Origin of the sequence: Bacillus sp. H1a (assembly GCF_000633475.1) — a bacterium.
Taxonomy (GTDB): domain Bacteria; phylum Bacillota; class Bacilli; order Bacillales; family Bacillaceae_G; genus Bacillus_A; species Bacillus_A paramycoides.
In genome coordinates this window covers 186,066-201,336 of sequence record NZ_AYMH01000020.1, presented here as the reverse complement: position 1 = coordinate 201,336, position 15,271 = coordinate 186,066, and the positions used below count along the sequence as shown (strand labels likewise).

The 15,271-nt window shown below is 36.2% G+C and carries 15 protein-coding genes and 1 pseudogene; 4 read left to right on the top strand and 12 right to left on the bottom strand.

The genetic code is table 11. From position 1 onward, the window contains the following. Positions 1-129: 129 nt before the first annotated feature. Positions 130-1,233, top strand: a pseudogene (locus U860_RS36810) (Gly-Xaa-Xaa repeat protein); the annotation flags it as partial. Positions 1,234-1,309: 76 nt separating this feature from the next. Here the strand turns inward: U860_RS36810 and hfq are convergent. Next, the gene (gene hfq / locus U860_RS0110155; protein ID WP_000813896.1) at positions 1,310-1,534 is read right to left on the bottom strand and encodes an RNA chaperone Hfq; all 225 of its coding nucleotides are present in this window, start codon (positions 1,532-1,534) and stop codon (positions 1,310-1,312) included. A gap of 21 nt (positions 1,535-1,555) precedes the next feature. Further along, on the bottom strand, positions 1,556-2,509 hold the full coding sequence (miaA, locus tag U860_RS0110150) for a tRNA (adenosine(37)-N6)-dimethylallyltransferase MiaA (RefSeq protein WP_025148422.1): 954 nt from the start codon (positions 2,507-2,509) through the stop codon (positions 1,556-1,558). Positions 2,510-2,691: 182 nt separating this feature from the next. Between miaA and U860_RS0110145 the strand changes: the two genes are divergently transcribed. Next, positions 2,692-2,937 (top strand): hypothetical protein, encoded by a 246-nt coding sequence (locus U860_RS0110145; RefSeq protein WP_025148421.1) that lies wholly within the window; start codon positions 2,692-2,694, stop codon positions 2,935-2,937. Positions 2,938-3,006: 69 nt separating this feature from the next. Here the strand turns inward: U860_RS0110145 and entD are convergent, their stop codons facing one another. The 9 genes from entD to U860_RS0110090 all read right to left on the bottom strand — a co-directional run bounded on the left by entD (position 3,007) and on the right by U860_RS0110090 (position 13,287). Then, entirely contained in the window at positions 3,007-3,939 is a 933-nt protein-coding gene (gene entD / locus U860_RS0110140; protein WP_025148420.1) for a cell wall-binding protein EntD, read from the bottom strand. A gap of 349 nt (positions 3,940-4,288) precedes the next feature. After that, a complete protein-coding gene (locus tag U860_RS0110135; RefSeq protein ID WP_025148419.1) occupies positions 4,289-6,184 on the bottom strand; it encodes a PTS fructose transporter subunit IIABC in 1,896 nt (631 codons plus the stop codon). A gap of 13 nt (positions 6,185-6,197) precedes the next feature. Then, positions 6,198-7,109 carry a 1-phosphofructokinase gene (gene pfkB, locus U860_RS0110130; RefSeq protein ID WP_025148418.1) on the bottom strand — a complete coding sequence of 304 codons (912 nt, stop codon included), beginning with the start codon at positions 7,107-7,109 and terminating at the stop codon, positions 6,198-6,200. Beyond that, positions 7,106-7,858 (bottom strand): DeoR/GlpR family DNA-binding transcription regulator, encoded by a 753-nt coding sequence (locus tag U860_RS0110125; protein ID WP_025148417.1) that lies wholly within the window; start codon positions 7,856-7,858, stop codon positions 7,106-7,108. Before U860_RS0110125 ends, pfkB begins: the two co-directional genes overlap by 4 nt. 158 nt (positions 7,859-8,016) lie before the next feature. After that, a complete protein-coding gene (locus U860_RS0110120) occupies positions 8,017-9,180 on the bottom strand; it encodes an iron-containing alcohol dehydrogenase (protein ID WP_025148416.1) in 1,164 nt (387 codons plus the stop codon). Positions 9,181-9,297: 117 nt separating this feature from the next. After that, on the bottom strand, positions 9,298-9,840 hold the full coding sequence (locus U860_RS0110115; protein WP_025148415.1) for a DUF420 domain-containing protein: 543 nt from the start codon (positions 9,838-9,840) through the stop codon (positions 9,298-9,300). Positions 9,841-10,156: 316 nt separating this feature from the next. Next, complete coding sequence (locus U860_RS0110105; protein ID WP_025148414.1) at positions 10,157-10,495, bottom strand: hypothetical protein; 339 nt, start codon at positions 10,493-10,495, stop codon at positions 10,157-10,159. Positions 10,496-10,628: 133 nt separating this feature from the next. Next, on the bottom strand, positions 10,629-12,023 hold the full coding sequence (gabP, locus tag U860_RS0110100) for a GABA permease (protein ID WP_025148413.1): 1,395 nt from the start codon (positions 12,021-12,023) through the stop codon (positions 10,629-10,631). Positions 12,024-12,393: 370 nt separating this feature from the next. After that, the gene (locus U860_RS0110090; protein ID WP_025148412.1) at positions 12,394-13,287 is read right to left on the bottom strand and encodes a metallophosphoesterase; all 894 of its coding nucleotides are present in this window, start codon (positions 13,285-13,287) and stop codon (positions 12,394-12,396) included. 199 nt (positions 13,288-13,486) lie between these two features. Here U860_RS0110090 and U860_RS0110085 point away from each other — a divergent pair, with 199 nt between their 5' ends. Both U860_RS0110085 and U860_RS0110080 read left to right on the top strand, forming a co-directional pair. Next, positions 13,487-14,302 (top strand): formate/nitrite transporter family protein, encoded by an 816-nt coding sequence (locus tag U860_RS0110085; RefSeq protein ID WP_025148411.1) that lies wholly within the window; start codon positions 13,487-13,489, stop codon positions 14,300-14,302. Between the two features lie 140 nt (positions 14,303-14,442). Beyond that, on the top strand, positions 14,443-14,715 hold the full coding sequence (locus U860_RS0110080; RefSeq protein WP_025148410.1) for an HU family DNA-binding protein: 273 nt from the start codon (positions 14,443-14,445) through the stop codon (positions 14,713-14,715). 20 nt (positions 14,716-14,735) lie between these two features. On the opposite strand, the gene U860_RS0110075 is transcribed toward U860_RS0110080, so the two are convergent. Next, positions 14,736-15,215 carry a GNAT family N-acetyltransferase gene (locus U860_RS0110075; protein WP_025148409.1) on the bottom strand — a complete coding sequence of 160 codons (480 nt, stop codon included), beginning with the start codon at positions 15,213-15,215 and terminating at the stop codon, positions 14,736-14,738. Between the last annotated feature and the right edge of the window lie 56 nt (positions 15,216-15,271).

The following is a 15,271-nucleotide window of genomic DNA, read 5'->3' as shown; positions in this document are numbered from 1 at the left end:
CATCTACTATACTGAGTTTCGCTCACAGTATAATTAGAAAGGAGAGATTTAATGTCTCGTTTTAACGACAATCAAAATAAATTCTCCAAACCATGCTTTCCAAGTAGTGCTGGACCTCAGGGTAATACAGGCGCTCAAGGCAACACAGGTGCTACTGGTACCACTGGACCTCAAGGCAACACAGGCGCTACTGGTGCCACTGGGCCTCAAGGTATCACGGGCGCTACCGGTGCCACTGGGCCTCAAGGTAATACGGGCGCTACCGGTGCTACTGGACCTCAAGGTAATACGGGCGCTACCGGTGCTACTGGACCTCAAGGTAATACGGGGGCCCAAGGTATCACAGGTGCTACTGGTGCCACTGGACCTCAAGGTAATACGGGGGCCCAAGGTATCACGGGCGCTACTGGTGCTACTGGACTTCAAGGTAATACGGGCGCTCAAGGTATCACGGGCGCTACCGGTGCCACTGGACCTCAAGGCAATACAGGCGCTCAAGGTATCACGGGCGCTACTGGTGCCACTGGACCTCAAGGTAATACGGGCGCTACTGGTGCTACTGGGCCTCAAGGTAATACGGGGGCTCAAGGTATCACAGGTGCTACTGGTGCCATTGGACCTCAAGGCAACACAGGCGCTATCGGTGCTACTGGGCCTCAAGGTATCACGGGCGCTACTGGTGCCACTGGACCTCAAGGTAATACGGGGGCTCAAGGTATCACAGGTGCTACTGGTGCCACTGGACCTCAAGGTAATACGGGGGCTCAAGGTATCACAGGTGCTACTGGTGCCACTGGACCTCAAGGTATCACGGGCGCTACCGGACCGACTGGACCAAACTTCCCAGTAGCGACAATTGTTGTACAAAATAATATTCAACAAACTGTACTTCAATTTAATAACTTCATTTTCAGCACTGCAATTAATGTAAACAATATTATTTTTAAAGGCACAGACACAGTTACCGTCGTCAATGCTGGTATTTATGTAATTAGCGTCTCAATCTCTACAACTGCACCAGGACGCGCTCCATTTGGTGTTGGAATTTCAATAAATGGTGCAGTCGCAACAAATAATTTCTCCTCTAATTTAATAGGCGACTCGCTTTCCTTTACAACAATTGAAACTTTAGCAGCTGGCGCAAATATTTCTCTCCAATCTACTCTTAACGAGATTACGCTCCCTTCAACCGGAAACACTAACGTTCGACTTACTGTATTTAGAATCGCTTAAATTTCACTATTTATTGTTTATGACAAATAAAAAAAGAGCGAAAAACTCGCTCTTTTTTGTTATGTACAATTCATTACTACTCTAATTCAATTGAAACATTTTTTTGAGGTACAAATGTAGAAATTGCATGTTTATAAATAAGCTGTTGCTTACCTTCTGTTTCCAGTAGGACTGTAAAGTTATCAAACCCTTTAATTAATCCACGAAGCTGAAAACCATTTAATAAGTACAGCGTAACGAACGTATTCTCTTTACGGAGTTGATTTAAAAACTGATCTTGAATATTGATTGATTGCTTCATGTCGAATCCTCCTCTTTTTCTCTACTTACTATTATTCGACTTTAGTTGTAGCTTTCCTTCTATGTATCGTAAAATTTCTGACGTTTTTTCACCATCAGTAACATCGAACCACGCGACATCCATTTTATTACGGAACCACGTTAATTGACGTTTTGCATAACGGCGTGAATTCGTCTTTAATTGTGATACCGCTTCTTCTAAAGAGACACGATTCTCAAAACAATCATAGAGCTCTTTATAACCAATCGCTTGAATAGATTGACAATCTCGCACTCCTCTTTCATGCAGACCTTTTACTTCCTCCAATAAACCTTGTTCAATCATTAGGTCAACACGTAAGTTAATGCGATCGTATAGCATATCTCGATCCATTGTCAAGCCAATTAATGAAACATCGTACAGTAACTCGTTTTCTTGTTTTTCAAGCTGGTTACTCATTTTTTCACCCGTCGTGCGAAAAATTTCCAACGCCCGAATAACACGCCTTACATTATTTGCATGAATACGCTCCGCACTTTCTGGATCTACTTCTTGCAATTTTTTATGTACATATTCCACACCGCGTTCTAACGCTAACTTTTCCATCTGCTCTCGGTATATAGCATCCCCAGCCTCATCAGTAAACTGGTAATCGAATAAAACAGATTGTATATAAAGGCCAGTTCCACCAACAATAATCGGTAATTTCCCACGCTCTGTAATCTCTCGAATGTACTTACGAACACGTTCTTGAAATTCCGCCACAGAAAATGAATCTTCCGGATTTTTTATATCAATCATATAATGCGGAATTCCGTCCATCTCATCCGTTGTTACCTTTGCAGTCCCGATATCCATCGTACGATAAATTTGCATGGAATCACCACTAATAATCTCACCATTCAATGCTTTTGCAAGATCGATACTTAATTTCGTCTTTCCGACAGCAGTTGGCCCAATGATGACAGCAACTTTTTCACGTTGCACTTCTCCCATATAACTCAACTCTCTTTATGTAATATACTCCATCTAATCATTATACCCAATCTTACCAATTTTAATGGTGTGATTGCAAGTTCTTTGAATCCAGTACATGAAATTATATATAAAAAAAGAACATAGTTTGTCCAATTTTGCATATACATGATTAAAAATAGCTCGGAGAGGGTGCAATGACTATGAAACCAACCACTATCGATTTTTCATCATTAACAAAAGACCTCATTTTAGCTACTGCTACAAAAGAACAAAATTGTTCACAAGAAGAATTATACTTCGCCTTAAATTGTTTACTACGTTCCTTTCATTCTACCCTTCAAGAAACGACGTTACATCCAGAAAATAAAAATGCAGAGTACATGCAAACTCAATTTTGCAGCGCATATAAAATTATTACAGGTAAAACGGTTTATCCATTTCAGTGAATCTCATATAAAAAAAGCGGCTACTTAGACATTTTCAAGCAGCCGTTTTTTGATTTTAATACAGATAAATTATTGTATAACTTTCACTTTAACGGATTTACGACCCCAACTATCCGCATTACTATCTGAACCAACTAGAACATCAATACGGTTTCCTTTAATCGCGCCACCAGTATCTCCAGCAATTGCTTCTCCATACCCTTCTACCCACACTTTTGATCCAAGAGGGATTACTTTCGGATCAACAGCAATAACTTTCATGTTTGGATTCGCTGTTAAATCATGACCCATCGCAGTTAACACTCGACCACCATATGTGCCATTTTCACTTGGATTAGCTGTGTACGCTGTCGCTTCTACTGTTATTTCACGACCACCAGCTGGTGCATTTGTTTCAGTAGATTTCGCCGCTGATTTAGCTGTCGGCTTCGCTTGCGCTTCTGGTTTACTTGGTTCTTCACTCTTAGCAGGTACTTTTCTGTTAACTGCCGTATCATTTTTAACCGCCGTTTTCACCTTAGTTGGCGCTTCAGCTTGAGCTGGAATTTCTTTTCCTTCAATAACAGGTGCTGTGCCTGTTAAAAATGGTACGTGAACATATGCCGCTTTCCCACCATATTCGAATTGTAACCATTCGTTTTGCACTTGATTTGTCGTTTCAATCACGTCATCTTTTTTTAGCGTGCCAAGAATTTCTGAGTCAGTATTCGCTCCAGCACGAACGTTTAATACGTTTGCTGTTACATAATAAGTACTTTTCGTAAACTCAGCACTTACAAACGCTTCTTTACCGTCTAATTTAATTTTTGACCATCCGTTTTCTGTATTTATAACATCTAATTTATTTCCACTTAACATTTTACCTACAAGTTTTGATTCTACAGTTGGGTTTTCCCTAACGTTTAATACATCTGTCGTTACAATCGTTTCTGCTTTTGCAGAACCTACAAAAATCCCAAGACCAAAAACTGCTGCCGTTGCTATACCTAATAATTTTTTCATGAATAGCCTCCATTCGCTTTGTTTTCGTGTTCTCATTATAGCAACAGTTTTTTACGGAATTTCGAAAATCACAAAATTACAAAGCATTCGTAACAAACGATTAATGATTTGTAACATAAATTTCCATATTTAAGAATTGTATTTCTACCAAAATTATCAATAGTTTTCATATATTTCCCACATATTAGTATGAGAGTTTATTTCCAAAAAAAATTACAATATTACTGTTTTGTTACAAAAAAATCGTTTTTCATTACATCTTTTACCAAAATCCATCATGATTCAAGTATTAAACCACTTTTTTGTAATAAAAAAGGAACAGCCCCCGCTAACTGTCCCTTTTTACCTTTTAATTAACTTTTTTCTTCCAAATCCCCATCATAAGAGCCGAAACAACTGCCCCAATTAATATAGAGAAAATATATAGCCACGGTTTATTTACTAATGCGATGACAAACAATCCACCATGTGGTGCCGGTAATGTAATTTGGAATAACATAGATAAGGCACCTGCAATACTTGAACCAACAACACAACTTACAATTACTCGAACCGGATCTGCAGCTGCAAATGGAATCGCACCTTCTGTAATAAATGACGCTCCCATGATATAATTTGTTAAGCCAGATTTACGTTCTGCTTCTGTAAACTTCGTTTTGAAGATTGTAGTTGCTAGTGCAATTGCAAGCGGTGGTACCATACCACCAGCCATAACTGCTGAATGTACACCAAAGTTTCCTGCCGCAATTGCAGCGATACCGAATGTAAACGCCGCTTTATTAATTGGTCCCCCCATATCAATTGCCATCATACCACCTAAAATTAAACCTAATAGTATAGCATTTGTACCACCTAAACTATTTAACCAACTCGTTAACATTTCATTTAACGCAACTACAGGTGGATTGACTACTTTTAACATGATAACACCTGTAATTAATAACCCAAATACCGGATATAGCAAGACCGGTTTAATCCCTTCTAACTGCGCTGGCAAACCAGAAAATAGCTTTTTCAAACCGACAACAACATATCCTGCTAAGAAACCAGCAATTAATCCACCTAAAAATCCAGCATTCGCTTGTGCTGCTAAAAAGCCACCAACAACACCAGGCATAAAACCAGGACGATCAGCAATAGAGCTTGCAATAAATCCAGCTAAAATTGGAACAAGGAATAAGAAAGCTCCTTTTTCTCCACCACCAATAGCCATTAATATTTCAGCAATAGGACCTTTTGCCTTAATTCCACTGAACATAAATGCTAGTGCGATTAAAATCCCGCCACCAACAACGAATGGAAGCATATTACTTACACCGCTCATTAAATGCTTATAGATTCCTAACCCTTTTTCTTTCTCAACACTTTCTGCCTTCCCATTCTCTTTAACACCTTTAAAGATTGGCGCATCCTGTTTTACAGCTCTATTAAGAAGGATTTCAGTTTTTCTAATACCATCAGCTACCGGCACTTGAATGACATGCTTCCCAGCGAAACGTTTCATTTCTACTTGTTTATCTGCAGCGACAATAATTGCTGTTGCACGATCGATATCCTCTTTCGTTAAACCGTTCTTTACACCTGTTGATCCATTCGTTTCAACTTTAATCGCAATCCCTAACTCTGCCGCTTTTGCTTTTAAACTATCAGCAGCCATATATGTGTGAGCGATACCAGTCGGACAAGCTGTAACAGCTAATACATATGGTTCATTCCCTTCTGGCTTTGCTACTTCAACTTCTTCTTCTTCTTTTTCTTTTTCTTTTTCTTTTTCTTTTTCATTCTCTTTTTCATTCTCTTTTTCATCAAATAAACGGAGAAGTTCATCTTCATCCTTTGCTTCTAATAATTGCTTGCGAAACCCTTCATCCATCAATAACGTAGAGAGACGAGATAACGTTTCTAAATGAGTATTATTCGCCCCTTCACTTGCAGCAATCATAAAAAACAAATGTGCGGGCTGTCCATCAAGCGATTCATAGTTGATACCGCTTACACTTCTGCCAAAACAAATCGCTGGTTGCTTAACTGCCTTCGTCTTCGCATGAGGTATTGCAATACCTTCACCAATTCCGGTTGTACTTTGTGACTCACGCTTTAAAATAGCTTCTTTAAATTCAGTCTTACTATTTAAACGATTTGCTCCGTTTAATTTCTCAACTAATTCATCTATGACAGCTTCTTTATTTGAAGCTGTCAAATTCATAATGACTGTATCCCTTTTTAATAGTTCTGTAATTTTCATATGTTGTTTCCCCCTATCGCTTTGTGACAATTACTTGCGACAATAATTCTTCTACTTTTTCCTTTGCACATAAATCTGCTGAAAATGCTGTTGCACTCCCTGTTGCAACACCATATTGAAATGCCTTTTCAATATCTTTTGTCTGTTCATATTCCCCTACAAACCCTGCAACAAGAGAATCTCCTGCTCCAACAGAGTTAATAACAATACCTTTCGGAACAGTCGCCTCATATATACCTTCTGCCGTAAATAATAAAGCTCCATCTCCTGCCATTGATACTATAACGTGCTCTACACCTTGTTCGATTAATTTTCTTCCATACGGTAAAATGTCTTCTACTGTTGAAAGCTCCACTCCGAACAACTCACCAAGTTCATGATGATTTGGCTTTATTAAAAATGGGTTATTTTTAATTACATGCTGTAACGCACTTCCACTTGCATCTACTACTACGCGAATGCCTTTTTCTGCTCCAAACGCTGCGATTGACTCATAAAAGGTAGTTGGAATAGAAGCTGGTACACTTCCGGCTAGTACAACACAATCTCCAGGTTGCATACTTTCAATTTTTTTCATTAACTGACCAAATTGCTCATTTGTCACAATAGGACCTTGTCCATTTAACTCTGTTTCTTCTTGCCCTTTTATTTTCACATTAATTCGTGAATCTCCGTCTACTTGTACAAAGTTTGTTGTTACACCTTCATCATGTAATACATCTTTAATAAATTTACCGGTAAATCCACCGGTAAATCCAAGCGCTACATTTTCAACACCTAAACGATGAAGAACGCGAGAAACATTAATCCCTTTTCCTCCAGGAAACTTCATATCTTTCTCTGCTCGGTTTACTGTTCCTAAATCGAAAGAATTAACTTGTACTACGTAATCAATAGATGGGTTTAAAGTAACTGTATAGATCATTGTTTATCAGCCTCAATTACATTTGTTTGTCTTTTATATTTTTCTAAATCAATTTCTAAATGGTTTGTAACAATGCTTGCCTCTTCAACATTTGCAATTTTCGCAAACGCAACTTCTGAAAATTTACTTTCATCAATTAAGAAATACCCTTCGTTTGCTAATGTTAATGCCATTTGTTTCAAGAGTGCTTCTTCCGGATCTGGTGTTGTATACCCTAACTGTTCATGTACACCATTAGCTCCTAAAAAGCATTTATCAAAACGATATTTTTGCATACTTTCCTGTGCCATGGCACCAATTAAAGCTTTCGTCCTACTCTTCATCATTCCGCCTAGTAAATACGCCCGAATGTTATTTTCAACTAAAGCTTCAATATGCATAAGACCATTTGTAACGACAGTAACATCTTTATTTATTAAAAACGGAATCATTTCAAAAGTCGTACTTCCTGCATCTAAATAAATGCAATCACCCTGTTCAACAAAGGTTGCCGCAAACTTTGCAATTTGTTGCTTTATATGAATGTTTTTGGATGATTTTTCAATCATCGTTGGCTCTTGCCCTTTTCCAGTTAATATAGAGGCACCGCCATGAACTCTTTTTAATAACCTTTGTTTTTCCAATTGCGCTAAATCACGACGAATTGTCGATTCAGAGCTTTCCGTTCTTTCAACTAATTGCTGCAATTTAACAACTTTCTGTTCCTTTACAAGCTGTAGTATCATTTGATGACGTTCAGGAGTTAACATTTTATTCACCTCTCCTTTGATTACAGTATAATGAAAACGATCACAAAAATCAATCAAAAACAATCAAAAATAATCACCAACATTCAATTCCGTTAATAAACAATCAAAAAAGACCCTATTTGATACTCCGATCAAATAGGGTCTCACTCTCAAATTGCTTATAAAGAAGCTTTATAAATTTCAAGAACATCATCTTTATTTAATTTTTTAAAGTTACCGAATTCACCATAAGCCATCGCTTTATCCGCCATTAATTCAATTTCATTTTCCCCAATGCCGTAATCTGCTAATGTTACTGGCGCTTCAATTGACGTCCAAAACTGGCGTAATGCTTCAATCCCCGCTATCGCAATTTCTTTATCCGTTTTCCCATCTGATTCTACATTAAACACACGAATAGCGAACTGTTTAAAACGATTCACATTCTCATCCACAACATGCTTCATCCAGTTCGGGAATAAAATCGCGAGGCCACCTCCATGTGGTATATCATGAACTGCAGAAACTGCATGCTCAATATTATGGGTTGCCCAATCTCCTCTTACTCCCATCGCTAAAATACCGTTTAACGCCATCGTTCCACAATATAGAATTGTTTCTCTGTGCTCATAACTTTCTAGATCATTTAAAAGCTTAGGAGCTGTTTCTATTACTGTTTTTAAAATCGATTCACAATACCGATCTTGTAGTTCTGTATTTGTTCCATGGTGGAAATATTGTTCTAATACGTGCGACATAATATCGACCATACCATAAATTGTTTGATTTCTCGGCACAGACGCAGTATGAACTGGATCTAAAATTGAAAACTGAGGGAATGTAATTGGACTGCCCCAGCCATACTTTTCATTTGTTTCCCAGTTTGTAATTACAGAGCCTGCATTCATTTCAGAACCTGTTGCCGCAAGAGTTAGAACAGTACCGAATGGCAACGCTTCGCTAGCAAATGCTTTTTTCGTTACAATATCCCATACATCTCCATCATATTTACTACCAGCAGCAATCGCTTTCGTACAGTCAATTACACTTCCTCCACCAACTGCTAAAATAAATTCAACTCCATTGTCTTTACAAATTTGAATCCCTTTCTTTACAGTTGATAAACGAGGATTCGGTTCAACACCTGTCAACTCAAACACTTCCGCATTTATATCTTTTAAAATAGAAATTACATTATCATAAATACCGTTTCTTTTAATACTTCCTCCTCCATATACGAGAAGAACTTTTTTACCGAACTGTGGAATTTCAGTTTTTAACTGCTCTAATTGTCCTTTACCAAAAATAAGTTTTGTTGGATTACGAAATACAAAATTTTGCATATTCTTATTTACCACCCTTCTATATTAAAAGCAACTATACTTTTGTATACCATATTTTTAAAATTTCACAAACAAATTTGCTTAACAAAAAAATCCCAGCCTCTAGGCTGAGATTTTTTATTGATAATAAGGTGAGATCATTAAGTAAACAATAACACCAGATAAGCTTACATATAACCAAATTGGCATCGTCCAACGTACAATTTTACGGTGACGTGCTAATTGATTCGTAAAACCAAATACAAGTGCGAACAATGCAAGTGGTACGATAATCGCTGCAAGGATAATATGTGTAATTAAAATGAAGAAATACACATATTTAATGAAACCTTCTCCTCCAAAATGCGTTGCTGGTGCCAAATAATGATACGATAAATATGACACACAAAATAATAAAGTCGTTGTAAATGCTGCAAGAATAAAACCACGGTGCATTTTTACATTCTTTTTAATAATAGAGAATAAAGCTGCTAATAAAAATACAAACGTAAAACTATTAAAAATTGCATTTAACATCGGTAAGATAGTTACATCAAAATGTAATTCTCCTTCATATCCAACAGGTCCAAAGAACAAAAATAAAATAATCGCGTTTACAATTACAGAAAGCGTTATCACAATAGGAGCATAGCTTTTCTGATTTGTTGATTGATCCACCAAATTGGTCACTCCTCTTCTATCAAATATGTATTATTAACCTCACTATTTTAACATATTATTCACGGTGTAAATGTGACAATAGTTTGACACAGTAAGACTAAACAAAGAAAAAATCCTTCTTAACAATACTTCTTAAGAAGGATTTTATCGCTTTATTATTCAAATAGCAATGCGATTAGTTTTTGTTAAAAAACGTACTGCTATACGCTTGAAATATTTCAGACACCTGATATCCCATTAATGAAATTGCTGTTAATGAAAAGAAACCAATCATAAGAAATCGAAACCACATATAAATCTCCTCCTTGTATTTAGCTTAAAAAGCGTTGGCTATATAACAAGTTGGATGGCATTCTTCTTCGTCACTTTCCTTCTTCTTCACAATCGCCGTTATAAAACGAATCATAAAGAATATAACAAAAGGAATTTGTTCGTATTTTACATTGGCATAGTTTAGCAACGGCTCACGTTGCAAATCGAACGGGGATGAGAAGGAATAGAACATACCTTGCTCTTCCATATATACAATTACAGTTTTCATGCAAAATAATATCCCAAGAAACGAAACAATATCTTGCCACTCTGTCGTATATAGCAGATTATACAGGTCTAATACGTACTCTTCCATCATCATCCCCCCTTCCTTTTTTACCATTTTGCTCTCCTTCATATAAAAAGTCAAGAAAAAAGTTTATTTCCACTATGCTAATAGTAATTACTTGTTTCTTTACTTATATATGAATCTTTTCTAGCAATGATTGGATGTAACTTTCTTTAAAAACAAGAAATTAGAATCGAACAGATTCTTCATTCCTATTTTTAGGACTCAAAGCTGAACTAGTTTTATTTCTATTAAAAATAAAATAAGAAACTATAATAAGAACTGTAACAATCATCGTTAAAATCGCTTGTGAACGTAAGGTTTCAATTGCAAACATTGCAACTAAAACTGCTATAATAGCGGCAATTGTAACATACGTTAAATACGGGAAGAGCCACATTTTCACTTTCAAATCTTCTTGTTCTACTTTCCCCATTTTTTTACGCATCTTTAAATGCGAAACTGCAATAACAAGATAAACTAGTAACGCAATCCCACCAGATGCATTCACCAAAAATAAAAAAACTTTATCTGGAGATATGTAGCTAAATACAACACCGATATAGGCGAAGAAAGTTCCAAATAAAACTGCCCGAACAGGAACACCACTACTGTTCAACTTTAAAAATGCCTTTGGAGCATCTCCTCTTTCTGCCATAGAAAAAAGCATTCTTGAGTTCGTATATAAACCTGAATTCAAACATGAAAGTACAGCTGTTAAAACGATAAAATTCATAATCTGTGCTGCCGCTGGTATTCCTATATGTTCAAGTACCGCTACAAACGGACTTTTTAGTATGTTTGCTGAATTCCATGGAAGAAGCGTAACAACTACTGCTATAGATCCAATAAAAAATACAAGAATACGCCAAATCACACTATTTGTTGCTGTTTTTACTGCTCTTACAGGTTCGGCAGACTCACCAGCCGCTACTGCTACGATTTCTGATCCCATAAATGAAAATATAACAACTGTAATACCAAGCAACACCGAACTTATACCATTTGGCATAAATCCACCTTGTCCAATTAAATTTGAAGTACCAGGTGCTTCCGTTCCTGGGACAAGTCCTAAAATAACAGCAAGTCCAAGACAAAGGAACAATACAATACTTATTACTTTAATAAAAGAAAACCAATATTCAAACTCTCCAAATGATTTCACCGAAAAAACATTCGTTAACGTTAATAATATCGTTAATATTAAGCTCAATAACCAAAGCGGGATTTGCGGAATCCAATATTGAATAATACCAGCACCTGCTGTAGCTTCTATCGCAATTACAATTACCCAGAAAAACCAATATAGCCATCCAATTGTATATCCTGCCCACGGGCCAATTGCTTCGCGTGCATATGTCGCAAAAGACCCACTTGTTGGATTAATAGCAGCCATTTCTCCTAACATTCTCATTACGAAAACAACCAAAAGTCCTGCTAATGCGTATGAAACGATAGAACCTGGCCCCGCTGAATGAACAACAGCACCACTTCCGACAAATAAACCCGCTCCAATTACGCCACCAATTGAGATCATTGTAATATGACGTATTTGTAAGTCCTTCTTGAGATTTTTATTCAAAGCATCTACATCCCCTTCCGAATTTGATTTCGAAATTTATGAAAGAGAGTTATGTAAAAAGCTTATACTACATTTAAAATATATCAAAATATTCTGAATTAAACAATTATTAAATATCCCTCTCTATAAATTATTACATAAAGTTTAATAATTTTTCTTTATTTCAAGCCCATTATTGAGAAAATTAAAGGGATGCCTTTTGGTGGAAAATATAAACTTTCCAATTCTTTATGCCATGTTTCTATCATAGAAATTCCCCTTTCTTTTTAACACTTCAAACAAAAAGTACACAATATTCTGGTTTTAATCAATAAAAAAAGAACTTTCTATTAAAAATTCTCTTCTTTTCAAACATGCTAAACGCCCTATTCTAATTACTATTTTGCTTCAATACAAAAACTGAAAGTTCCGGTACACTCCAAAACCTAACAGGCATTCGAGTCGTCCCAATACCGCGATTTACATATAAATGTAATGGCTTACTCTTCCCTTCTAATTCATACATTCCTTCAACATACTTCTCAGCTAATTTTGTGGTAATTAAAGGGCCCACAAAGGGAATCTGAACTTGTCCTCCGTGACTATGTCCTGACATTTGAAAATCAACTGGATAACGAGCTACTTTATCTACAACATCAGGCTCATGTACTAATAGCATATTGAAATCTTGTTGTTTTAAGTTTTTTAAAGTCGAGTCTATTTGTGGTTTCCCTAATAAGAAATCATCCAAACCTGATATTGTAATATACTTGCCATTTTCCACTTTAATTTTCTGCACCTCGTTTACTAAAACAGAAAAACCAGCTTCCTCCATGTACCTTTTGTAGAATAAACTACCGCCCCCACCCCTATCATGATTCCCAAACACAGCATACTTTCCGAGAGGAGCATGAATTTCCCTCAAAATCTCTTTCGCCTCTTCTCTTTCCGCATTATAGGTCCCAAACTTATCTATTAAATCCCCTGTAAAAACTACTATATCTGGACGTAACTCATTCATTTTTCCCACAAGGTTATCTAGTTGTTTCAGTGTAAACTCTGATCCTAAATGTACATCTGAGAATTGCAATATTTTTTTATTGTTAAACTCTTCAGGAATCGTAGGAGCTTCTATTTCATTCCACGTGACCGATACTAATCTTCGTTCTATTTCTGTTGCATAGAAATACAAGCTTACTGGAATAATTAATATACTTATTAAACTAATAATAAATTTCTTTAAGATTGATTTTTTTTGATTTTTTTTTACATGATGCGTATTCACGTTTTCACCTCTAGATGTAGTTTAAAACCTTTTTGTTACATTGATGTGACACCATGAAAAAATGTTAAGCTGCACTCGATTTTATCCCCATCTAAATTTGACAAATTTATACACATTTCATAACATATTTTTATAATACATAGATTGTTAAAAATGTTTCTTCTATTCATTCCATCACTTTATTACGGAGGGGTTATTAATGTCTGTATGTACACCAGAAGAGATTACTGAACTTGCTGCTAATTCCGGAAGAAAAAAAGCTCATTTATCATTACTCCCTATGCTAATTCTCGGATTTTTTGGTGGCGCTTTTATAGCATTAGGGTATTTACTCGATATTCATGTTATTGGGACAATGCCAAAATCTTGGGGATCATTTACTAGTTTTTTAGGTGCTGCTGTCTTCCCTATCGGTCTTATACTCGTTATTCTTGCGGGCGGTGAATTAGTAACCGGAAACATGATGACAGTTTCAATGGCTTGGCTTCACAAAAAAATCACCTTATTTCAATTAATACGAAATTTAGTTATTGTTACATTTAGCAATTTTATCGGTGCTGTATTCGTTGCTTATTTTTTCGGCCATATTGTCGGATTAACGGAGGGGGCTTTTTTAGCGAAAACAGTGTCTATTGCACAAGCTAAACTACAAGATACGCCACTACAAGCATTCATATCTGCAATTGGATGTAATTGGCTCGTTTGTTTAGCTGTTTGGCTCAGTATGGGAAGTAAAGAATTTAGCGGAAAGATTATCGGTATTTGGTTCCCCGTTATGACTTTCGTTGCGATTGGGTTCCAACACGTTGTAGCTAATATGTTTGTCATCCCAGCCGCAATTTTTTCTGGTCATTTAACTTGGATTGAGTATTTTCCAAACTTCATTTTTGTTTTCTTTGGGAATTTAGTAGGAGGTATGTTATTTGTAGCATTACCGTATTTCCTATCCTATAATAAGAAGCTATCTTCCTATAAAGAACAAACTGAATTAAAGAAAAAATCTGCATCTGCTTAAATTGAACGACTATATAGAAGTCCTGAAAAATGATACAAATTCCAATTTTTTTGTGAATATATCTGCGTACACTTGTTCTCTGAACTTTTATACGTTATAATAACAACTTAAATAGCATTATTTACATATGAGGTGAAAACATGAATAAAACAGAATTAATCAAAAACGTAGCACAATCAGCTGAAATCTCTCAAAAAGAAGCTACTGTAGTTTTACAAACTGTAGTAGAATCAATCACTAACACTTTAGCTGCTGGCGAAAAAGTACAACTTATCGGATTCGGTACATTCGAAGTTCGTGAAAGAGCTGCTCGTACAGGCCGTAACCCACAAACGGGTGAAGAAATGCAAATCGCAGCTTCTAAAGTACCTGCTTTTAAAGCTGGTAAAGAACTAAAAGCAGCTGTAAAATAATGAAAAAATAGCCTTCTCATTTATGAGGAGGCTATTTTTTTCATGACATAATTAATAAAAATCTGACCATTATGCTGTTTATTTTGTTCCTTTATGCAAATATAACCTTTACTTTCAAAGAAAGGTTTTGCTGTAATACTCGCTTCTGTAAATACATCTCTATGCTGCAGCTTCACTGCTTCTTTTTCTAACTTCTGTAGTATGTAAGAAGCTATTCTTTTTCCTTGGTAATCTTTATGCGTAAATAAGCGATCTACGTAATGTTCCTCATTATAATCCCCAAATCCTACTATCACACCTTTATATTCTGCAACATAACAAATATTCTTTTCTAAAGATTGTAGCCAACTTTCTCTATCTAGGCGCTCTGGTGCCCAAGCATTTAACTGTAACGTATTATAATCTTTTGCATTAACCGTATGAACCGTTTCATAGAATAATTGTAATACTTGTTCTAAATCCTCTTTCTGGAATGTTCTAATTATAATATCTTTAACCATGTATAAATCTCCTCATCAAGCTATCGCTTCTGTCTCTGCTATATTATATCTTTTTT